This window comes from Rhizobium sophoriradicis (assembly GCF_003939025.1).
In the GTDB taxonomy this organism is placed as follows: domain Bacteria; phylum Pseudomonadota; class Alphaproteobacteria; order Rhizobiales; family Rhizobiaceae; genus Rhizobium; species Rhizobium sophoriradicis.
On record NZ_RQIH01000017.1, the window covers coordinates 23,058 to 43,117 of the forward strand.

Sequence of the window (20,060 nt, forward strand, 5' to 3'; positions counted from 1 at the left end):
CCATCCGCCGGCTGGCGGATGGCTTCTGGAAAGCTGTTGTTGCGCGAGGCGCCTGGCGGTTAGAGCGTGCGCGTGATGTGTTCGACGCGGAAGCACTCGATGACGTCGCCGACGCGCATGTCCTCGTAATTTTCGAAGGCCATGCCGCACTCCTGGCCCATGGGCACTTCGGAGACTTCGTCCTTGAAGCGCTTGAGGGTCTTGAGCTTGCCTTCGTGGACGACGACGTCGTTGCGGATGAGGCGGACGCCTGCCCCGCGCTCGACCTTGCCTTCGACGACACGGCAGCCTGCGACCTTGCCGACCTTGGTGATGTTGAACACCTCCAGGATCTCGGCATTGCCGATGAAGGTTTCGCGCCGTTCCGGCGACAGCAGGCCCGACATCGCCGCCTTCACGTCATCCACGAGATCGTAGATAATGTTGTAGTAGCGGATTTCGAGGCCCTGGCGTTCGGCGAACTGGCGTGCCTGCGCATTGGCGCGAACGTTGAAGCCGATGATGGCGGCGTTCGAAGCTTCGGCGAGCGAGATGTCCGACTCGGTGATGCCGCCTGCGCCTGAATGGACGATGCGGGCGCGGACTTCATCGGTGCCGAGCTTCTCCAGCGCGCCGGCAATCGCTTCGATCGAGCCCTGCACGTCGCCCTTGATGACAAGCGGGAACTCCTTGATACCGGCGCTCTGGCGCTGGATCATCATCTGTTCCAGCGAGCCGCGCTGGCTAGACTGGCGGGCAGCCGCCTTGTCGCGGGCAAGACGCTGACGGTATTCCGAGATTTCGCGGGCGCGGCTCTCGCTTTCGACGACAGCGAATTTGTCGCCTGCCTGCGGCGTGCCGGAAAGACCGAGGACCTCGACCGGAGTCGCGGGACCTGCTTCCTTCACATGGTCGCCCTTGTCCGTCACCAGCGCACGCACACGGCCCCAGACATCGCCGGCGACGATGATCTGACCCGGACGCAGCGTGCCCTTCTGGACGAGCACAGTCGCGACTGAACCACGGCCGCGGTCGAGCTGGGCTTCGATAACGGTGCCTTCCGCCGTCCGGTCGGGATTGGCCTTGAGGTCGAGAATTTCGGCCTGCAGCAGGATCGCCTCGAGCAGCTTGTCGAGGTTCTTGCCTGTTTTGGCCGAAACCTCGACGTCGAGCACTTCACCGCCCATGGTTTCAACGAAGACTTCGTGCTGCAGCAGCTGGTTGCGGACCTTCTGCGGATCGGCCTCGTGCTTGTCGATCTTGTTGATCGCAACGATGATCGGAACGCCAGCCGCCTTGGCGTGATTGATCGATTCGATCGTCTGCGGCATCACGCTGTCGTCGGCTGCAACGACCAGGATTGCGATGTCGGTAGCCTGCGCGCCGCGGGCACGCATCGCCGTGAACGCGGCGTGGCCTGGCGTGTCGATGAAGGTGATCTTCTGGCCGTTCTGCTCCACCTGATAGGCGCCGATATGCTGGGTGATGCCACCGGCTTCGCCGGAAACCACATTGGCATGGCGGATGGCGTCAAGCAGCGAGGTCTTGCCGTGGTCGACATGGCCCATGATGGTGACGACGGGCGGGCGTGAAACCAGTTCGCCGGCCTCGTCGGAGACGTTGAAGATGCCGAGTTCGACGTCGGACTCCGACACGCGTCTGACAGTATGGCCGAATTCGCCGGCGATGAGTTCCGCAAGGTCGGCGTCGATGACGTCGCCCGGCTTCATCATCTGGCCTTCCTTCATCAGGTACTTGATGACGTCGACGGCGCGTTCGGACATGCGCTGCGACAGTTCCTGAATGGTGATGGTTTCGGGCAGGACGACTTCGCGGGAGATCTTCTCGCGCGTTTCCTGCATCTGGCTGCGGCGGAATTTCTCCTGCCGGCGGCGCATTGCCGAAAGCGAACGGCCGCGGGCGTTGTCGTCGCCGTCCGCGTCGGCGGTGGTAATGGTCAGCTTGCCGCGGCGGCGCTCTTCATCCGTCTTCGGACGCGTCGTCACCGGTTTTGCGGGTTCGGGGCGAACGACGCGGCCACGGGCGGGACCGCCGCGTGCTGCGCCACGATCTTCGTCTTCCGTTTCAGGGCGACGGCCACGGGCACCGGCCGGCGCGGCGGCGCCTGGCGCCGGACGGGCGGCAGCGGGGGCTGCAGCATCAGGCCGGCGTGCAGCAGCAGGCCGCGGAGCGTCCGAACGAGCTTCGGCGGCGACGGGAGCCGGTGCTGCCTCAGCGGCTGCCGGTTCAGCGACAGCGGGTGCCTCGGCCTGCCGGGCAGCCTCTTCGGCTGCCTTGCGGGCGGCTTCTTCTGCTTCGGCTGCCTTGCGGACAATCTCCTCGGCGGCGCGGCGCTTGTCTTCCTCGGCGCGGCGGATCGCATCCTGTGCGTCACGCGCCTGGGATTCGGCAAGCGCACGGCGGCGGGCGTCCATCTCTTCCGGCGACAGATGGTTCAGCACGACAGGGCGCGGACGATCGTTCGAGCGCTGCGGCTGATAGGACTGCTGCGGACGCTGATTGGTCTGGCTGTTGCCCGGCTGATGAACCCGCGGTGCAGGCGTCGGCTGCGGCGGACGCGCCTGAACGGGCGCCGGCGCCGGTTCGGCTGCGCGCACCGGGGCCGCGGGGGCAGCGGGCGTGATCGGCTTTTCGTCTTCCGGGCGCATCGGGCGCCGCTTGCGGGTCTCGACCACGACCGCTTTGGTGCGACCCCGACCCATATCCTGGCGAACGGTGCCCTGGCTCATCCCCGATGGTTTCAGGGTAAGCGTCTTCTTGCCCGTTACGCTGAGTGTCTTGTCGTCGTTACTATCGGTCATTCGTTCCCGTTCCTTCGGACAGGGAGCGATGACGAGATCAGACCCTGTCGTTCAAATACTGTCGATCAATGAGAATGAGACCGGCCGATGCCGGTGACCGTCTCATTGTTTTTGCCGGCCAGCGCCGCCCGCTGCCCGGGACTGACCGCCAATACGGTACTGTTCGAGCATCTTTGCGCGCTTCACTACACCTTCACCCGCCTGCCCTGCAAGCACTGCGGCATGGATAAAAGCATTCTGGCCCATCAGGCCTTCCATTTCGCTCTCCGAGAAGAAGCGGTAGGAAGGTATCTCCTCCTCGGTCTCCATTCCGAGGTGCCAGGCCTTGCGGGCCTGGTCGATTTTCCGGACTCCGTCGTCCGCTGCTTCAGTCGCGTGGAACACCGCAAGGGCTGCTCCGCTTCTCACTGCGGCATCCACTTTCGCGGAGCCGCTGATGAACTGGCCGGCTTTGCGCGCCATGTTCATCATCTGCATTAATTGCGCCGCCAGCAGCCGGTCGACATTCGCGCCGAGATCGTCTGCAGCCTTCACATCGCTTTTCAGCGCGCGGGCGAAGAGCTTCTTCGCCACCGCCTTGTCGACCAGCGACCGGTCGGCTTTCACCCAGCATCCGCGTCCCGGAAGCTCGCGCTTCAGGTCGGCGACGACGGTTCCGTCGGGAGCCGCGACGAAGCGGATCAGCTCATCCGGCGATCCGCTTTCACGCGTCACGATGCACATGCGTCCGTTCACGTCATAACCTGCAAGATCGTCGTCCTCAGGAAGAGCGTCCGGCTCATGCGTGGTCATCATGCTTCCTGTTCGGCTTCGGTGACCTCTTCTTCGGTCCCCTTCGCCAGGTCCTCTTCGGTGATCCAGCCGGCCGCAAGCCGAGCCTGGACGATCATCTGTTCGGCCTCGACGCGCGAGACGTCGAATTTCGAGAACAGGCCTTCGAACTTCTTCGTTTCGCCGTTCTTGCGTTCCGTCCAGCCGACGAGATCGTCAGCGGCGCAGCCGGCGAAATCCTCGATCGACTTGATGCCGTCTTCGCCGAGCGCCACCATCATCTGGGCGGTCATGCCGTCGATTTCGCGCAGCTCGTCCTGAACGCCGAGCGCCTTGCGCTTCTCGTCCATCTCGGCTTCGAGACGCTCGAGGAATTCGCGGGCGCGGGTCTGGATTTCCTGCGCCGTATCTTCGTCGAATCCGTCGATCGAAGAAATTTCGTCGAGATCGACATAAGCGAGTTCCTCGACGGCGGCGAAGCCTTCCGAGGCCAGAACCTGGCCGACCATCTCGTCGACGTCGAGCGAATCCATGAACAGGTTGGTGCGCTCGTTGAATTCCTTCTGGCGGCGTTCCGATTCCTCGGCCTCCGTCATGATGTCGATGTCCCAGCCGGTCAGCTGCGACGCCAAGCGAACGTTCTGGCCGCGGCGACCGATCGCAAGCGACAGCTGCTCGTCGGGAACGACGACTTCGATCCGCTCGGCATCCTCGTCGAGAACGACCTTGGCGACTTCGGCCGGCTGCAGGGCGTTGACGACGAAGGTCGCCGGATCTTGGCTCCACGGAATGATGTCGATCTTCTCACCCTGAAGCTCGCCGACGACGGCCTGAACGCGCGAACCGCGCATACCGACGCAGGCGCCGACCGGATCGATCGAACTGTCGTTCGAGATCACGGCGATCTTGGCGCGCGAGCCCGGATCGCGGGCGACCGACTTCACCTGGATGATGCCGTCGTAGATTTCAGGCACTTCCATGGTGAAGAGCTTCACCATAAATTGCGGATGCGTGCGCGACAGAAAGATCTGCGGGCCGCGCTGCTCACGGCGGACGTCATAGACATAGGCGCGGACGCGATCGCCATAGCGCACGTTTTCGCGCGGGATCATTTCGTCGCGGCGGATGATGCCTTCGCCACGGCCGAGATCGACGATGACATTGCCGTATTCGACGCGCTTGACGGTGCCGTTGACGATTTCGCCGACGCGATCCTTGAATTCGTCGAACTGGCGATCGCGTTCGGCTTCACGCACCTTCTGCACGATCACCTGCTTGGCGGACTGTGCGGCGATACGGCCGAAATCCATCGGCGGCAGCGGATCGGCGATGAAATCGCCGAGTGCGGCGTCCGGGTTGCGGTCGCGGGCGAGCTCGAGCGGGATCTGCGTCGAATAATCTTCGGCCTTGTCGACGACTTCGAGCAGGCGCTGCAGCCGGATTTCTCCGGTCTTCGGATTGATGTCGGCGCGGATGTTGGACTCGGTGCCGTAACGCGAGCGTGCCGCCTTCTGAATGGCATCGGCCATTGCGGCAAGCACGATCTCGCGGTCGATGACCTTTTCGCGCGCCACTGCATCTGCGATCTGCAGAAGTTCGAGCCGGTTCGCACTGACTGCCATTGTCTTGTTTCTCCGTCTTTACTCCGGGGTTCCCGTCCCTGGGAGCGGTCTGTTAATCGGTTATTCCTGCTCGTCCGCTTCGTTCTGGTTGGCGGCCTGCGCTTTAGCCAGCTTGTCGGCGCGCAATGCATCGCGGATCAGATCGTCAGTCAGAATGAGCTTCGCATCGCTAAGCGCCGTGAAGGGAATGGAGACTTTCGGCTCTTCCCCATAAGCGATCTGGTCGCGCTCAAGCGTAAAACCATCCGCGTCCGCTTCGACGATTTTGCCACGGAAACGCTTGCGATTGCCGATCATGATCGACGTCTCGCATTTCACCAGGTGGCCTTGCCAGCGGACGAAGTCGGATTTCCGCACCATCGGACGGTCGATGCCGGGCGAAGACACCTCGAGATGATACTCTTTATCGATCGGATCTTCCACATCGAGGACGGGAGAAATCGCCATCGAGACTTCTTCGCAGTCCTGAACCGTCATCGTCCCGTCGTTGCGCTCAGCCATCACCTGCATCGTCATGCCGTTCTGGTTCAACATGCGCACGCGGATCAGCCGGAAGCCCATGCCGACGAGCACGGGTTCGATGATATCGGCAAGACGCTGGTCGAGCCCAGTTTCGGTAATCAGTCGCGGCTCAACTTCGTTGTCTGCGTTTGTCATGTCCGACAAGCGGTGCGCTCCTCGCAATTTCTGCTGTTCGGGCGATCGCGCTAATAAAAAAGAGCGGGTCCTTGCGGCCCACTCTTCATCAAGCGATCAAGAATTTGAGACGCATATAGTCCGGTTTTTACGAAATTGCAAGGTCTCAGCCAATTCGCTTGTCAGGGCGTGGATGCGTCTATGGCCAGCCTCGGTCTTGCGCATATATTGCCTTGGGGCCGGACGGCAAAACGGGAGGAATCGTGGCGTATACTTCGTCGACATTGGCGCCTTTGCGGCACGAGACCTATCGCGCCATATGGGTTGCGAGCCTTTCCTCGAATTTCGGCGGCCTGATCCAGGCGGTGGGCGCTGCCTGGATGATGACGACGATCACCGCTTCGGAAGATATGGTGGCGCTGGTTCAGACCTCGACGGCGCTGCCGATCATGCTGTTTTCGCTGATATCCGGGGCGCTCGCCGACAATTACGACCGTCGCCGCGTCATGCTGACGGCGCAGTGCATGATGCTGACGGTCTCGGCCCTGCTGACGGCTTGCGCGCTTCTCGGCTGGATCACGCCCTGGCTGCTGCTCTTCTTCACCTTCCTGATCGGCTGCGGCACGGCGCTCAACAATCCTTCCTGGCAGGCCTCGGTCGGCGACATGGTGCCGCGCGCGGATCTGCCGGGCGCGGTCACCTTGAACAGCATGGGTTTCAACATCACCCGCAGCGTTGGCCCGGCGATCGGTGGCGCGATCGTGGCGGCCGCAGGCGCTGCCGCGGCCTTCGCGGTGAATACTTTGAGTTACCTACCATTGATCTATGCACTGTCGCGTTGGCGGCCAAACACGCCGGTCTCGACCCTGCCGCGCGAGGCGCTCGCCAGCGCCATCTTCGCCGGCCTGCGTTATGTCTCGATGTCCCCCAACCTCGAAAAGGTCCTGGTCAGGGGGCTCATCTTCGGCATCGGCGCCAGTTCGATTCTGGCGCTGCTGCCGATCGTCGCCCTCGATCTGGTTGCCGGCGGGCCGCTGACCTATGGCTTCATGCTCGGCGCTTTCGGCATCGGCGCGATCGGCGGCGCGGTGCTAAGTGCGCGAATTCGCCAAGCGTTTTCCAGCGAGATGATCATCCGGCTGGCCTTTGCCGGCTTTGCGCTGAGCGCCATCATCGCGGCCGTTAGTCCAAGTGCCGTCCTCACCTCAGCAGGGCTGCTCGTCGCCGGCGCCTGCTGGGTCTCCGCGCTGTCGCTCTTTAACACCATCGTCCAACTCTCGACGCCGCGCTGGGTCGTCGGCCGCGCGCTGTCGCTCTATCAGACCGTCACCTTCGGCGGCATTGCCGGCGGCAGCTGGCTCTGGGGCGTGGCCGCCGATCGCTACGGCGTCGCCGATGCGCTGCTGATGTCATCCGTCGTCATGCTGCTCGGCATTGCGATCGGTTTGCGGTTTTCGATGCCGGCCTTCGCCTCGCTCAATCTCGATCCGCTGAACCGCTTCACCGCGCCTGCGCTCAGCCTCGACATCACGCCGCGCAGCGGCCCGATCGTCATCCAGGTCGGCTACGAGATCGCCGATGCCGACCTTGCCGAATTCATGGCGCTGATGGGCGAGCGGCGCCGCATCCGTATCCGCGACGGCGCAAGGCACTGGGCCTTGATGCGTGATCTCGAAAATCCCGGGCTGTGGACGGAAAGCTACCATACGCCGACCTGGGTCGAATACATCAGACACAACCAGCGGCGCACCCAGGCCGATGCGGAAAACATCGACAGGCTGCGCGCCCTTCACCGCGGCGAAGGCCCGCCCCATGTTCATCGTATGATCGAGCGTCAGGCCATCCCGCCGGGCGACGATGTCTTCCACAAGGCGCCGATCGATCTGCATCATTGAGGAGAGGCATGTACAATTTCAGGCTCGCCCGCCGGTCCGATCTTGCCGAGATCGTCCGGCTTTTGGACGATGACGATCTCGGCAGCGCCAGGGAGGTCGTCTCGGATCCCGTCGATGCGCGTTATCTCTCCGCTTTCGCCGCAATCGAGGCGGATGCCAACCAGATGCTCGCCGTGGCAAGCGATGCGGACGATCAAGTTGTCGGCTGCCTACAGCTGAGCTTCATTCCCGGCCTGTCGAGGGCGGGCATGTGGCGCGGGCAGATCGAAAGCGTGCGAATCGCGCGGGATTTCCGGGGCTCCGGCCTCGGCTCCGAGTTCATCGAATGGGCGATCGCCCAATGTGTCGAGCGCGGCTGCGGTATCGTGCAGCTAACATCGGACAAGGCGCGCACGGATTCGATCCGCTTCTACGAGAAGCTCGGCTTCCTCGCGAGCCATGAAGGGCTGAAGCGCAGTCTCTGAAAACGGCTACTTCAGCTTGCCTTTCATCGTGGCCTCCGGAAAGCAGGTCGGCTTCATGCCGTTCTTCGCTTGCCACTGACCGATCGAACGCCGCGTCTTGTAACCCGGCAGGCCGTCGGAACCGCCGACATCATAGCCCTGCCGCTCCAGCGCCTTCTGCATGGCGGCGACATCCGAACGCAGCATCTTGCCGACATCGCCCCATCTGCCTTGGAAGGCGCCGCCGTTGGAGCCGATCCGGTCGGCGAGATTGCCTATAAAGAGCGCGTAGAGATCGGAGTTGTTGTACTCCTTGATGATGTAGAAATTCGGCGTGACGATGAATTCCGGCCCGTCGCGGCCTGCCGGCACCAGCATCATGCCCTCAGCCTTCATCTCGCTTGCGGGAAAGTCCTTGCCGGAGATGCGCGCGATGCCGAGCGAAGCCCAATGCGAAAGCGGCTTCGCGAGGTCTGGACCCTCCTGCGCGCAGGAGACTGCCTCCGGGATCGAGACCTCGAAGCCCCAGTCACGATCGCGCCGCCAGCCCTTCTTGACCAGGTAATTGGCAATCGAGGCGAGTGTGTCCGGCACCGAGGTCCAGATATTGCGGTGGCCGTCGCCGTCGAAATCCACCGCATATTTCAGATAGCTTGTCGGCATGAATTGCGGCTGGCCGAGCGCGCCGGCCCACGAGCTCTTGAAATCAGCGGGCGTCACGTCACCGCCGTCGAGAATATGCAGGGCCGCCACCAGCTCGGTGCGGAACATTTCTTTGCGGGTCGACATGAAGGCTTTGGTCGCCAGCACCTCGATCGCCGAATTCGGGATCTTCGCCGCGCCGAAGCCGGTCTCCCGGCCCCAGATGGCCAGCACGATCGACCCCGGCACCCCATAGGTCTTCTCGATCCGTTTCAGCGTCGAGCCATATTGCCCGGCAAAGCCGCGCCCGGTTGCGGCAAGCCTCTTCAGATGGTCCTCGTTGAAATAGGGGCCTGGCGAGGAGAATTCGGCTTGCGTCTGCTTCTGCTCCTTCGGCGGCGGGAAGCCGGGCGGGGCGAGATCGGGCAGGTTCCAGTTCAGCGTGATGCCGGAGAATGCGGCCTTGAAAGTCTTCTCGGAAATGCCGCCTGCCTTCGCTTGCGGCCAGAGGTCCTTCTGCACCCAGTTTTCGAACTGCGCTTCGACATCGGCTTTCGAAGGGGCTGCATAGGAGGGGAGAGGAAGTAGGGCCGTCATTATCGCCAATGCGAGTATTCGCAGGCCTCGTGGAACACCCCCCTCTGTCCTGCCGGACATCTCCCCCACAAGGGGGGAGATCGGCTGGGGGCACGCTGTTGCCCCAATCAAACGCGGCAGGGGAGCGGAGCCGCTTGGCTCACGATTAGGATTTCGCGGGGCCGGTGCATCTTGCCGATCTCCCCCCTTGTGGGGGAGATGCCCGGCAGGGCAGAGGGGGGTGCCATGCAACATACGTAAGCCTCTCATATCACCGTCCGCGCCCGTAGCGCCGCCGCCAGCGTGCCCTCGTCGAGATAATCGAGTTCACCGCCGACCGGCACGCCATGGGCCAGCCGCGTGATCTTGACGTCGAGCCCCTGCAGCTGGTCGGTGATGTAGTGTGCCGTCGTCTGCCCCTCGACGGTGGCGTTGACGGCGATGATCAGCTCGCGGATGCCGCCTTCGCCGATCCGGTCGATCAGCCCGCGGATATTGAGATCATCGGGCCCGATCCCGTCGAGCGGCGACAACGTGCCGCCGAGAACGTGATAGGCGGCGTTCATCGCGCCGGCCCGCTCCAGCGCCCAGAGGTCGGAGACATCTTCGACGACGATGATGATGGATTGATCGCGCTGCGTATCGGTGCAGACGGTACAAGGATCGACAGTATCGACATTGCCGCAGCGCGAGCAAATCTTCACCTTGTCATAGGCTTCGCCCAGCGCATTCGACAGCGGCCCCAGCAGCTGGTCCTTCTTCTTGATCAGATGCAGTGCCGCCCGGCGGGCCGAGCGCGGCCCGAGGCCCGGCACCTTTGCCAGAAGCTGGATGAGTTTTTCGATCTCGGGGCCGGTGACTCGTTTTGCCATGCGCCGTTCTTAACTGATATGCAACGAAAACGGAATCGTCGGAGGATCGGCTGCCCCATGAAAATCCTGGCGCTTTGCACCGGCAATCCGGAAAGGCTCGCCGGCAAGAGCTACAAGACCGGCATTTTCAAACATGCCGTCAACGGCGCCGTGATGATCGATGCTCAAGGTCTCGTCGGCGACGCCATCTGCAACCGCAAACATCATGGCGGCGTCGATCAGGCAGTTTATGTCGAGGGATCGCTGACGATCGACTGGTGGGCGCAGCAACTCGGCCGCCCCTACGAGCCCGGCACCTTCGGTGAAAACATGGTGATCGCGGATCTCGACAACCGCGACGCCGCTGTCGGCGACCGCTTCTCATCAGGCGATCTCGTCCTCGAAGTCACGTCATGCCGCATTCCCTGCGCCACCTTCGCCGCCAGGATGGCCGATCCGAAATTCGTCAAGCGCTATACCGATGCCGCCCGCCCTGGAATCTATTGCCGCGTCATCCGCGGCGGCATCGCCGAAGCCCGAATGCCGGTTGAGCACCAACCCTTTCCCGGAGAAAGGGTCATGATGCCGGAGGTGATGGAAACCTTCGGCCGACGGCTTTCGGAGGCGGACCGGGCGCGATATCTCGCCGCTCCCATTCACTACAAGCTGCGGGCGAAGCTGGAAATGCAGCGCTGAGAACGGTTTTCTTCCGCGCAACGCGAGCGCAATAGCCGCACTGAGCGACGTAACCGGAATTCGAATTGCCTGCTATCAGAACGGCAGCTTGAAGCCCGGCGGGATCGGCAGGCCGGCGGTCAGCGCCTTGGTCTTTTCAGCGGCGAGAGCCTCGGCCTTGTCCTTGGCGTCCTTATGGGCGGCGACGATCAGGTCCTCGAGGATTTCGACATCGTCCTCCTTGAAGAGCGACGGGTCGACCTTCAGGCTCTTGAGCTCACCCTTGCCCGAGATGACGACGGTGACGAGGCCGCCACCGGCCTTGCCTTCGGCGGTGAGCTCGGCGATCTCCGCCTGCATCTGCTCCATCTTGGCCTGCATTTCCTTGACTTTGCCCATCATGCCCATGATGTCGCGCATCGTCTCGCTCCTTCTTGAAACCTTAGAATTCTATGTCGTCGCCGGGCAGGATATCACCTTCTTCGGATTCGGCGACAGCGGGCGGTGTGATCTCTTCCGCCTCCTCCTCCGGCGTCGGCGCCCTGACGCGCACGTCGATGATCTTGGCGCCCGGAAACTGCGCAAGAATGGCCGCGACATCGGGGTCCTGGCGCGCATCGCTGACCCGTTGTTGCTGCGCCTTGGCCTCCGCCTCCACCATCGTCGGCCCGCCTTCTTCGCGGCTGGTGCTGACGATCCAGTGGATGCCTGTCCATTCCTTGAGTTTGACGGCAAGCTCGTTCAGCAGCGTGCCAGGCGCGCCCTCGGTGAGATTCACGTCCAACCGGCCAGGCTCGATGCGCACGGGCCGCACGAAGTTGCGTACCAGCGCCTTCAGCTTGACGTCACGCTTTTCGGCGGCAAGGTCGACAATATCGCTGATCGAATTGACCCGGACGAGCGGCTTCGGTGCCTCAGCCGGTTTCGTCTCAATTCTCCCGACAGGCATCGTCTCCGGCTGGCTGCTCGGCACGGCGCGTAGCATCGCCACCGGTGCGGACGGCTGCGGCGGGCTCGGTGAGATTTCAGGAGCGCGGGCCGTGACACTGCTTTGATAGGGAACCCGGGTTCCGCTGCCGCCGCCATTGCCGGAAGGCGGGGAGGCGGGGCGCGGACCGGCATTGTCGCCGGAAAATTCGGCAAGCCGCCGCGCCGCATCCTCGGGAGCCGGCAGATGCGCCGCATGCGCCAGCCGGATCAGCACCATTTCGGCGGCCCCTGCCGTGCGTGACGAGCCTTCCGTTTCGGGAATACCCTTCAGTAGCATCTGCCAGATGCGCGACAGCGTCGTCACCGCAACGCCCTTGGCGAATTCAGCCGCTTTCGTGCGCTCGATCTCGCTGAGCGAAGGATCGTTTGCCGCATCCGGCACATATTTCTGCCGCGTCACCAGATGGGTGAAATCGGCAAGATCGGTCAGCACCACGACCGGATTGGCGCCGGCCTCGTACTGGCTCTGGAATTCGCCGAGGGCGCCGGCGACATCGCCCTTGACGATATGCTGGAAGAGATCGACGATCCGGGCGCGGTCGGCAAGGCCGAGCATGCCGCGCACGGCTTCCGCCTGCACGGCGCCGGCGCCATGGGCGATCGCCTGATCGAGCAGCGACAGGCCGTCGCGGGCCGAGCCCTCGGCGGCGCGCGCGATCATCGCCAGCGCGTCCGCTTCCGCCTCGATGCCTTCCTTGGCCGCGATCGTCGAAAACAGTCCGACGAGGTCCGACGCGCTGATGCGGCGCAGGTCGAAGCGCTGGCAGCGCGACAGCACGGTGATCGGCACCTTGCGGATTTCGGTGGTGGCGAAGATGAACTTCACATGTTCCGGCGGCTCTTCGAGCGTCTTCAACAACCCGTTGAAGGCCTGCGTCGACAGCATGTGCACTTCGTCGATGATATAGACCTTGTAGCGCGCCGAAACCGGCCGGTAACGCACCTGCTCGATGATCTCTCTTATATCGTCGATGCCGGTATGGGATGCGGCGTCCATCTCGATCACGTCGACATGCCGGCCTTCCATGATCGCCTGGCAGTGTTCGCCGGGCACACGAAGGTCGATCGTCGGCTTGTCGATCTCTGATGTCTTGTAGTTCAGCGCCCGCGCCAGGATGCGTGCCGTCGTCGTCTTGCCGACGCCGCGCACGCCGGTCAGCATGTAGGCCTGCGCGATGCGGCCAGTTTCGAAGGCGTTGGTGAGGGTGCGGACCATCGGCTCCTGGCCGACCATCAGGTCCGTGAAATCCTTGGGGCGGTATTTGCGAGCCAGCACCCGGTATCCGGTGCCCGTCGAGGCGGCATCTTTTGATTGTCGCTCGGTGTCGCTCATCGCCCTGCTTGTCGCCCGGATCGTCGGGCACTTCGTAAAGAGAAGGTGGGAGGCTGGCACGATGACCCGTGCCGGGCTCGTTAGGGCTGCTTCCTTCCGGACCTGACCCGGTTGGCGAGTGGCTCGTCCACCACCAACCTCCCGGATGCACATATCGGCAATATCGTCATCAAAAGCAAGCCAACATGATAAAAAACTGCTAGTCGTTGGAAAAGACAGGAGGAATGTCCCTTGAACGGCTTTTCGCTTGACCCCCGGCTGGAAAACGACAGCATCAGCGTCATGGTCACAGGCCTCTGTGATCTGAGATTGTCGAGGGATGCCCGCTGGCCCTGGCTCATTCTCGTGCCGCGCCGGGCCGATATCACCGAAATCTTCGAGCTGACGCCGCTCGACCAGGTGCTGCTCGCCTTCGAGACGGAGCTCGTCGCCAAAGCGCTCAAGCAGATTACCGGGGCGACAAAAATCAATGTCGGGGCTCTTGGCAACATCGTCCGCCAGCTTCATGTTCATGTCATTGCCCGCTTCGAAGGCGATGCCAACTGGCCGGGTCCTGTCTGGGGCTTCGGGCGAGCTGAGCCCTACGAGGACGGGAAGAGAGACGAATTCATAGCGAAGCTGCGGGAAGCCCTTTCATCATGAGTCATTCGCTTTTCGATTCGGACGTGCCGCATCCGGAACCCAGCAATCTCACCGCCTTTGCCGCCAACGACCTCAATCGCGATTCCGAACATCGCGACGAACAGTCGGTCGAAAAGGCGCTAGCCAGGGAAGGCACGCATATCTTCGCCTTCGCCAGGGACAAGCTGGTGCTGAAGCATGACGGCCAGGTGCTCGATCCGCTCTTTGCCCGCTACGAGCTGCAGGAACTGCAGCCGGATTGGGATGAGACGGTGCTTCTCGGCTACCGCAAATCAGGCGAGCCGCGCCTTGCCGTGCCCGTCGGCATCGACGTCGAGGATCTCGCCAGCCAATACAAGCCCGCCGACGGCCGCACGCTGTTTCGCGAAATGCTGATCGATGAGGTGCTGCTTGGCGAATTCGCCCAGGCTGCAAGCCTCATCCGCTGGAACGGCGACAACCGCTTCTGCGGCCGCTGCGGCTCGGCGATGGAGATTCATATCGGCGGTTACAAGCGTGTCTGTGCCGCCTGCGAGCACATGATCTTTCCCCGCACCGATCCCGTCGTCATCATGCTGACGATCGATGAGAGCCGCGACCTCTGCCTGCTCGGCCGCAGCCCGCATTTTTCGCCCGGCATGTATTCTTGTCTTGCCGGCTTCGTCGAGCCGGGTGAGACCATCGAGAATGCGGTGCGCCGCGAAACGCTGGAAGAATCGGGCATCCGCACCGGTCGCATCCGCTATCACGCCTCGCAGCCCTGGCCGATGCCGCATTCGCTGATGATCGGCTGTTACGCCGAGGCGAAATCCACCGAGATCAAACGGGATGAGACGGAGCTCGAGGATTGCCGCTGGTTCACTCGCGAAGAGACGCTCGAAATGCTGGAGCGCCCCGGCGCCAATGGCAAGGCATCGCCGCCGAAAGGAGCGATCGCCCATCGCCTGATGCGCGACTGGGTGGAGTGGAAGCGCTAGTGCCATGCCCGTCGCCCGTTCGGAACGGCTCCTGACGCTGCTCCAGACGCTTCGGCGTTATCGGCGGCCGGTGACCGGCACCGTGCTCGCTCAGGAGACCGGCGTCAGCCTGCGGACACTCTATCGCGATATCGCCAGCCTGCAGGCCCAGGGCGCGATGATCGAAGGCGAAGCCGGCATCGGTTATGTGCTGAAGCCCGGCTTCATGCTGCCGCCGATGATGTTTTCCGAGGAGGAGCTCGAGGCACTGGTGCTCGGCTCGCGCTGGGTCGCCCGCGCCGCTGAACCGCGTCTTGCCGGTGCCGGCGCCGACGCTCTGGCCAAGATCGCCGCCGTTCTGCCGGACGACATGCGCGACATGATCGATTCGGCCGCTCTCTTCGTCGGCCCCAAACGCCGGGATGAGGACAGCGCGGATGTCTCGGCCATCCGCAGGGCGATCCGCCTGGAGCGTATTCTCGAACTGCATTACGGCGACGAGCAGGGCCGGATCTCGCGCCGCCGGGTCTGGCCTTTCGCGCTCGGCTATTTCGAGCACGTGCGCGTCCTCATGGCCTGGTGCGAGCTGCGCCAGGATTTTCGCCATTTCCGCACCGATCGCATCATCGACATGGCACTGCATGAGGTGCGTTATCCGCGCCGCCGCACAGTGCTTCTCAAGGAGTGGCGCGAGACGCAGGACGTGCCGATCGAGAGGTGATCGCTGCTGCCATAAACTGTCAGCAGTTGGCGTTATGATCAGTCTCAATCCACTAAGAAAGGAGTACCGATCATGGCAACGTCTTCATTCATCCGCCAGACCAGCGACCGTTTTGCAGTTGACGCCTTTGCCGATGTCATTTCGGCCGAAACCTTCGCCGATGTCGGGCAGCCCGCGCACTCCGGCCTTCTGCGCCTGGTCATGAACATCTTTCGGATTCGCAGTGCAAACCACACCAGCCTCGATCTCGAGGCTGCACCGGATTGCCGCAAGCGCGACCTCGGCTTCATGGATGGACGCGGCCCGCGCCGCGAGAGCCGTTTTTCGCTTTAGACTATCCGATCATTATCCACACCGCCGGTCGAGGACGGGGCGTGCTTTCGCAGCGCGCTCAGCTTCCTGCTGCCATGAATTGGCAGCAGGCGATCTCTCGCGGTGCCCCAATTGGCAGCAACAGGAGAACCGAAATGAGCAGCCCCAATCTGATTATCCTCTACGTCAAGGATCCCGGCGAAAGCGCCAGCTTCTACCGGAATCTCTTGAACCGCGAACCGGCCGTGGAAGCCCCGAATTTCGTCGCCTTCCCGCTCGACGGCGGCTTCACGCTCGGCCTCTGGCGGCGCAGCAAGGTCGAGCCGCAGCCCTCCGCCATCGGCAACCGCGGCGAAGTGGCCTTCATGGTGGCGGGGGAAAATGCCGTCGCCAGGCAGTATGAAGACTGGCGCCAACGGGGTTTGCCGATTGCCCAGGAACTGACGGAGCTGGATTTTGGCCCGACCTTCGTGGTGCTCGATCCGGACGGGCATCGGCTGCGCGTCTGCGAGCCGGATAAATAATAGCCTGAATGGACGGGGCCTGCTTAGAGCAGGCCTCGCATCGCATGCCCCTTGTAGACGCCGAGGATGCGCACCTTCTCGGAGAAGAAACGCAGTTCCTCCAAGGCCCGGCGAACGTTCGGATCGTTCGGATGGCCCTCGATATCGGCGTAGAATTGCGTCGCCACGAATTTTCCGCCGAGCTGGTAGCTTTCCAGCTTCGTCATGTTGATGTTGTTGGTGGCAAAGCCGCCGAGCGCCTTGTAGAGCGCGGCCGGAATGTTGCGGACGTTGAAGACGAAGGTGGTGACGACCTTCTCCTCAGCCGAATTGCGCTGCGCCCATTCCTCGTCACGCGACAGCACGACGAAGCGGGTGACGTTGTTTTCCGTATCCTCGACATTTTCGGCGACGATCTCCAGCCCGTAGAGATCGGCGGCAAGACGCGGCGCGAGCGCGGCCATCGAGCGATCGCCGGTTTCCTTGACGAGTTTTGCAGCGCCTGCGGTATCGCCGGCGATGACAGGCTTCCAACCATGGGCGCGCACGATCTTGCGGCACTGGCCGAGCGCATGGATATGGCTGTGCACCGTGCGGATCTCGTCCTTAGTCACCCCGGGCAGCACCATCAGCTGGAAGCGGATCGGCATGAAATATTCGCCGATGATGTGCAGCCGCGATTCCGGCAGCAGATGATGGATGTCGGCGACGCGCCCGGCGATCGTGTTTTCGATCGGGATCATGGCGATATCGGCGTCGCCGTTGTCGACCGCGGTGAACGCATCCTCGAACGTCTGGCAGGGCAGCGGCTCCATGGTCGGAAACATGTCGCGGCTGGCCATGTCGGAATTGGCGCCGAACTCGCCTTGAAAGGCGATCCTGTTGGTCTTGATGTTCATGATGGTTCCGTCAGTTCGACTTAGAGCATGATGCCGAAAAGTGTGAGCGGTTTTCGGACGACATCATGCTCTAATTCTTTAATTGAGAACAGGATTCAGATTTTAGGCCAACCGAGCCTAAAATCATCCTGTTCTGGCGGAGAGGATGCGCCGCGCTTTTTCAAGGTCGGCCGGAGTATCGACACCGAGCGGAACCGTGTCAACGATCTCCACGTCGATGCGCATACCGGCCTCCAGCGCCCGCAACTGCTCGAGCGATTCCCGCTTTTCGAGCGTCGACGGGCCGAGCGAGACGAATCGCTCCAGCGCCGCACGCCGATAGGCATAAAGGCCAATATGGTGATAGAGCGGCCCCTTGCCGTGAGGTGCAGTCGCGCGCGTGAAGTAGAGGGCGTGCAGGCGGGTATCTGAGACCGGCGAACCGACGATCTTGACGATGTGCGGCGCGGTCTTGTCCTCCTCATTGTCGATTTCGGTCGTCAGCGTGCCGATATCGACCGCCTCGTTGTCGAGCGGGCGCAGGGCCGCGCGCACGGTTTCCGGATCGATCGTCGGCAGGTCGCCCTGAACATTGACGATGATTTTCGCCTTGCCGGCGGGATCGACTTTCGTCAGCGCTTCGAAGATCCGGTCGGAACCCGATTGATGATCCCTGCTGGTCATGACGACGTCGAAGCCAGCGGCGGAAACGGCATCGAACACCTGTTGGTCGTCGACGGCGACGACCACGCGGCCGATGGCTGCCTCTTTGGCGCGCATCGCCACCTGCACGATCATCGGCCGGCCGCAAATATCGGCGAGCGGCTTGCCCGGAAGCCGGGTGGAGGCCATGCGCGCCGGGATCAATACGAGCACCTCGTCTAAACTCATGGTTCGGGCCTTCTATTCCGGGCTAAAAAGTGTCAAAAAGTCTCACGCATAAGACCATTTAGACAGTTGCAACGATCAGTCAAAAGACATAGGTTCCGCGCGATTTCAAGATGGTCCGGTTTGGTCTGCCGGCTGCAAGGGGAGCATTGCAGATGAATTCATACGTCAATACGGCCGTGGGGGCGCTGCTCGGAACGATTTTCGTTCTGATGTCGGTCTCCATCGCGTCCGAGGGGATCTTCCATTCCGAAGCGCCGGAAAAGGAAGGTTTCGCGATCGTCGCCGAAGAGGCCCCCGCCGCCGGTGGCGAAGCTGCGCCGGCCGCTGCCGTTCCGATTGCGCAATTGCTCGCTTCTGCAGATGCCAAGGCCGGTGAAGCGGTCTTCAAGAAGTGTCAGGCCTGTCATGACGCCACCAAAGGGGGGCCGAACAAGGTCGGTCCTAACCTCTTTGCTGTCGTAGATCGCCCGATCGCCGGGCATGAAGGCTTCGCCTATTCCTCCGCCATGAAGGATTTCTCCAAGGGCGGCAGCGAGAAGTGGACCTTCGAAAATCTGAACAAGTTCCTTCTGGCGCCGAAGAAGGACATTCCCGGCACCGCAATGGGCTTTGCCGGCCTGACCAAGGATCAGGATCGCGCCAACGTCATCCTCTACCTGCACACGCTCGCCGATTCGCCGGTTCCGTTGCCGGATCCGAATGCCGCGACGCAGTAAGGCCGCAACATACGCGCACGACATGGAAGCCCGGCCGCAAGCCGGGCTTTTGTTGTCGAGAGCTACTCAGGCGCCGAGGAAATAGGCCCAGAGCGACACGGTGATAGCCCCGAGCGCCGTTGTCACCGAGATGGTCGAGGCGGCGAGGCTGTGGCCGACCCCGAAGCGATTGGCGATCAGCCAGGCATTGACGCCTGTCGGCACGGAGGAGGTCAGCACGATCGCCGCCGTCCATTCGGGGCTGAGACCGAGGAGACGGCTCGCCGCCCAGACGCAGCCCGGCAGCAGCAGCAGCTTTAAGCTCGAAGTGACGCTGGCGATGCCGATATTGCCGGAGACGCCGTATTTTTCCAATGCCATGCCGAGCGAGATCAGCGCTGCCGGGCCGGCAATGCCGGCGATCTGATTGACGACCGTCGCCAGCGTCGCCGTCATGGTAAGGCCGGAAAGATGCACGGCCATGCCGGCCGCAAGCCCGATCACCAGCGGATTGCGGATGAGATTGACGGCAATCTGGCGAAGCACGAAAATCATGCTCCGGTCGCTCTTGCCGGCGATCTTTCGTTCCGCATGCTCCATCAACACCGTGCCGGCGACCATCATCACGGGCAGATGCACTGCAAGCAGGATCGACAACGCCACCAGCCCTTCGTCGCCGACGGTTCGCTGGACGAGCGGCAGCCCGATGAAAACATTGTTGGCGAAAGCCGAGGAAACGCCGGCCAGCACGCCGATCCGTTCGTCACGGTTAAACAGGCGCGTGGCGGCGATATGGCCGGCCGTCCAGGTGATGGCGACGCCGGAGAAATACACGATCCAGAGCCGGAAGGGCGAGGCGCCATGGAAATCCGCCTCGGCGATGGTGCGGAAGAGCAGCAGCGGCACGGCGATCTTGAAGACGAATTCGCTGAGCGCATCGCCGACATTTGATGCCATCAAGCCGCTGCGAACGATTACCCAGCCGATGAGGATCAGGATGAAGATGGGAAGGACGTCGAGAATGATGGCTGACATAAGGAAGGATGCTCTGCGGGGAGGGAGTATCCGAGGTCTAGCAGCAAAAGCCTGGCGTTGAAAACGCAATCGGCACGCAGCCGCCGATGGAGTGCATCCGCACGCAAAAAAAGCGGGCATGGCCCGCTTTTCCGCTCCGGCCTTGCCGGATATCCGGATCGCGAGGCTGCCAGTTCATCCGTGGTCAGCACCGCGCCGGTAAGATCGAAGGGA

At 62.6% G+C, this 20,060-nt stretch carries 20 protein-coding genes and 1 other RNA gene; 9 read left to right on the top strand and 12 right to left on the bottom strand.

The window, feature by feature from the left end; translation table 11 throughout:
- Positions 1-59 precede the first annotated feature (59 nt).
- The 4 genes from infB to rimP form a co-directional block, all read right to left on the bottom strand.
- Positions 60-2,801 (bottom strand): translation initiation factor IF-2, encoded by a 2,742-nt coding sequence (infB, locus tag EFR00_RS25700; protein ID WP_038686055.1) that lies wholly within the window; start codon positions 2,799-2,801, stop codon positions 60-62.
- A 102-nt stretch (positions 2,802-2,903) separates the two neighbouring features.
- Positions 2,904-3,596 (bottom strand): RNA-binding protein, encoded by a 693-nt coding sequence (locus tag EFR00_RS25705; protein WP_086155853.1) that lies wholly within the window; start codon positions 3,594-3,596, stop codon positions 2,904-2,906.
- Positions 3,593-5,194, bottom strand: a complete 1,602-nt coding sequence (nusA, locus tag EFR00_RS25710; RefSeq protein WP_038686059.1) for a transcription termination factor NusA — start codon at positions 5,192-5,194, stop codon at positions 3,593-3,595. The genes EFR00_RS25705 and nusA overlap by 4 nt, the downstream gene beginning before the upstream one ends.
- 60 nt (positions 5,195-5,254) lie before the next feature.
- Positions 5,255-5,860 (bottom strand): ribosome maturation factor RimP, encoded by a 606-nt coding sequence (gene rimP, locus EFR00_RS25715; RefSeq protein ID WP_038686061.1) that lies wholly within the window; start codon positions 5,858-5,860, stop codon positions 5,255-5,257.
- Positions 5,861-6,093: 233 nt separating this feature from the next.
- Here rimP and EFR00_RS25720 point away from each other — a divergent pair, with 233 nt between their 5' ends.
- Together EFR00_RS25720 and EFR00_RS25725 are read left to right on the top strand one after the other, a co-directional pair.
- Positions 6,094-7,725, top strand: coding sequence for an MFS transporter (locus EFR00_RS25720; protein ID WP_077995083.1), 1,632 nt, complete (start codon positions 6,094-6,096; stop codon positions 7,723-7,725).
- A gap of 8 nt (positions 7,726-7,733) precedes the next feature.
- Complete coding sequence (locus EFR00_RS25725; RefSeq protein ID WP_077995082.1) at positions 7,734-8,189, top strand: GNAT family N-acetyltransferase; 456 nt, start codon at positions 7,734-7,736, stop codon at positions 8,187-8,189.
- A 6-nt stretch (positions 8,190-8,195) separates the two neighbouring features.
- Here the strand turns inward: EFR00_RS25725 and EFR00_RS25730 are convergent, their stop codons facing one another.
- Together EFR00_RS25730 and recR are read right to left on the bottom strand one after the other, a co-directional pair.
- Complete coding sequence (locus tag EFR00_RS25730; protein ID WP_077995081.1) at positions 8,196-9,467, bottom strand: lytic murein transglycosylase; 1,272 nt, start codon at positions 9,465-9,467, stop codon at positions 8,196-8,198.
- Positions 9,468-9,652: 185 nt separating this feature from the next.
- Positions 9,653-10,258, bottom strand: coding sequence for a recombination mediator RecR (gene recR / locus EFR00_RS25735; RefSeq protein ID WP_038686067.1), 606 nt, complete (start codon positions 10,256-10,258; stop codon positions 9,653-9,655).
- 57 nt (positions 10,259-10,315) lie between these two features.
- On the opposite strand from recR, the gene EFR00_RS25740 reads away from it, so the two are divergent.
- On the top strand, positions 10,316-10,933 hold the full coding sequence (locus tag EFR00_RS25740; protein WP_179363855.1) for an MOSC domain-containing protein: 618 nt from the start codon (positions 10,316-10,318) through the stop codon (positions 10,931-10,933).
- Positions 10,934-11,008: 75 nt separating this feature from the next.
- Here the strand turns inward: EFR00_RS25740 and EFR00_RS25745 are convergent, their stop codons facing one another.
- The 3 genes from EFR00_RS25745 to ffs all read right to left on the bottom strand — a co-directional run bounded on the left by EFR00_RS25745 (position 11,009) and on the right by ffs (position 13,377).
- Entirely contained in the window at positions 11,009-11,332 is a 324-nt protein-coding gene (locus tag EFR00_RS25745; RefSeq protein WP_039617209.1) for a YbaB/EbfC family nucleoid-associated protein, read from the bottom strand.
- A gap of 22 nt (positions 11,333-11,354) precedes the next feature.
- Complete coding sequence (locus EFR00_RS25750) at positions 11,355-13,235, bottom strand: DNA polymerase III subunit gamma/tau (RefSeq protein ID WP_077995079.1); 1,881 nt, start codon at positions 13,233-13,235, stop codon at positions 11,355-11,357.
- A 45-nt stretch (positions 13,236-13,280) separates the two neighbouring features.
- Positions 13,281-13,377, bottom strand: an RNA gene (gene ffs / locus EFR00_RS25755) — signal recognition particle sRNA small type.
- Positions 13,378-13,466: 89 nt separating this feature from the next.
- On the opposite strand from ffs, the gene EFR00_RS25760 reads away from it, so the two are divergent.
- From EFR00_RS25760 to EFR00_RS25780, 5 genes are all read left to right on the top strand, one after another.
- Entirely contained in the window at positions 13,467-13,877 is a 411-nt protein-coding gene (locus EFR00_RS25760) for an HIT domain-containing protein (RefSeq protein WP_077995078.1), read from the top strand.
- Entirely contained in the window at positions 13,874-14,833 is a 960-nt protein-coding gene (gene nudC / locus EFR00_RS25765) for an NAD(+) diphosphatase (RefSeq protein ID WP_077995077.1), read from the top strand. The genes EFR00_RS25760 and nudC overlap by 4 nt, the downstream gene beginning before the upstream one ends.
- A gap of 4 nt (positions 14,834-14,837) precedes the next feature.
- Positions 14,838-15,533 carry a helix-turn-helix transcriptional regulator gene (locus tag EFR00_RS25770; protein WP_010054335.1) on the top strand — a complete coding sequence of 232 codons (696 nt, stop codon included), beginning with the start codon at positions 14,838-14,840 and terminating at the stop codon, positions 15,531-15,533.
- 72 nt (positions 15,534-15,605) lie between these two features.
- Positions 15,606-15,866, top strand: a complete 261-nt coding sequence (locus tag EFR00_RS25775; RefSeq protein ID WP_077995076.1) for a hypothetical protein — start codon at positions 15,606-15,608, stop codon at positions 15,864-15,866.
- A 134-nt stretch (positions 15,867-16,000) separates the two neighbouring features.
- Positions 16,001-16,369 carry a VOC family protein gene (locus EFR00_RS25780; RefSeq protein ID WP_009996075.1) on the top strand — a complete coding sequence of 123 codons (369 nt, stop codon included), beginning with the start codon at positions 16,001-16,003 and terminating at the stop codon, positions 16,367-16,369.
- Positions 16,370-16,392: 23 nt separating this feature from the next.
- Here EFR00_RS25780 and EFR00_RS25785 read toward each other — a convergent pair whose 3' ends face one another.
- The gene (locus EFR00_RS25785) at positions 16,393-17,247 is read right to left on the bottom strand and encodes a prephenate dehydratase (protein ID WP_004672645.1); all 855 of its coding nucleotides are present in this window, start codon (positions 17,245-17,247) and stop codon (positions 16,393-16,395) included.
- A gap of 123 nt (positions 17,248-17,370) precedes the next feature.
- Positions 17,371-18,117, bottom strand: coding sequence for a 3-deoxy-manno-octulosonate cytidylyltransferase (locus EFR00_RS25790; RefSeq protein ID WP_038686082.1), 747 nt, complete (start codon positions 18,115-18,117; stop codon positions 17,371-17,373).
- A 152-nt stretch (positions 18,118-18,269) separates the two neighbouring features.
- On the opposite strand from EFR00_RS25790, the gene EFR00_RS25795 reads away from it, so the two are divergent.
- Positions 18,270-18,833 (top strand): c-type cytochrome, encoded by a 564-nt coding sequence (locus EFR00_RS25795; RefSeq protein WP_038686084.1) that lies wholly within the window; start codon positions 18,270-18,272, stop codon positions 18,831-18,833.
- Between the two features lie 66 nt (positions 18,834-18,899).
- Here EFR00_RS25795 and EFR00_RS25800 read toward each other — a convergent pair whose 3' ends face one another.
- Positions 18,900-19,847 carry an AEC family transporter gene (locus EFR00_RS25800; protein WP_009986751.1) on the bottom strand — a complete coding sequence of 316 codons (948 nt, stop codon included), beginning with the start codon at positions 19,845-19,847 and terminating at the stop codon, positions 18,900-18,902.
- Positions 19,848-20,060: the final 213 nt, after the last annotated feature.

Bases quoted from the DNA above. Each gene is read 5' to 3' on its own strand.
- infB (WP_038686055.1), bottom strand. From the start codon at position 2,801: ATGACCGATAGTAACGACGACAAGACACTCAGCGTAACGGGCAAGAAG.
- EFR00_RS25705 (WP_086155853.1), bottom strand. From the start codon at position 3,596: ATGATGACCACGCATGAGCCGGACGCTCTTCCTGAGGACGACGATCTT.
- nusA (WP_038686059.1), bottom strand. From the start codon at position 5,194: ATGGCAGTCAGTGCGAACCGGCTCGAACTTCTGCAGATCGCAGATGCA.
- EFR00_RS25725 (WP_077995082.1), top strand. From the start codon at position 7,734: ATGTACAATTTCAGGCTCGCCCGCCGGTCCGATCTTGCCGAGATCGTC.
- EFR00_RS25730 (WP_077995081.1), bottom strand. From the start codon at position 9,467: ATGTCCGGCAGGACAGAGGGGGGTGTTCCACGAGGCCTGCGAATACTC.
- recR (WP_038686067.1), bottom strand. From the start codon at position 10,258: ATGGCAAAACGAGTCACCGGCCCCGAGATCGAAAAACTCATCCAGCTT.
- EFR00_RS25740 (WP_179363855.1), top strand. From the start codon at position 10,316: ATGAAAATCCTGGCGCTTTGCACCGGCAATCCGGAAAGGCTCGCCGGC.
- EFR00_RS25745 (WP_039617209.1), bottom strand. From the start codon at position 11,332: ATGCGCGACATCATGGGCATGATGGGCAAAGTCAAGGAAATGCAGGCC.
- EFR00_RS25750 (WP_077995079.1), bottom strand. From the start codon at position 13,235: ATGAGCGACACCGAGCGACAATCAAAAGATGCCGCCTCGACGGGCACC.
- nudC (WP_077995077.1), top strand. From the start codon at position 13,874: ATGAGTCATTCGCTTTTCGATTCGGACGTGCCGCATCCGGAACCCAGC.
- EFR00_RS25770 (WP_010054335.1), top strand. From the start codon at position 14,838: ATGCCCGTCGCCCGTTCGGAACGGCTCCTGACGCTGCTCCAGACGCTT.
- EFR00_RS25775 (WP_077995076.1), top strand. From the start codon at position 15,606: ATGGCAACGTCTTCATTCATCCGCCAGACCAGCGACCGTTTTGCAGTT.
- EFR00_RS25780 (WP_009996075.1), top strand. From the start codon at position 16,001: ATGAGCAGCCCCAATCTGATTATCCTCTACGTCAAGGATCCCGGCGAA.
- EFR00_RS25785 (WP_004672645.1), bottom strand. From the start codon at position 17,247: ATGAACATCAAGACCAACAGGATCGCCTTTCAAGGCGAGTTCGGCGCC.
- EFR00_RS25790 (WP_038686082.1), bottom strand. From the start codon at position 18,117: ATGAGTTTAGACGAGGTGCTCGTATTGATCCCGGCGCGCATGGCCTCC.
- EFR00_RS25795 (WP_038686084.1), top strand. From the start codon at position 18,270: ATGAATTCATACGTCAATACGGCCGTGGGGGCGCTGCTCGGAACGATT.
- EFR00_RS25800 (WP_009986751.1), bottom strand. From the start codon at position 19,847: ATGTCAGCCATCATTCTCGACGTCCTTCCCATCTTCATCCTGATCCTC.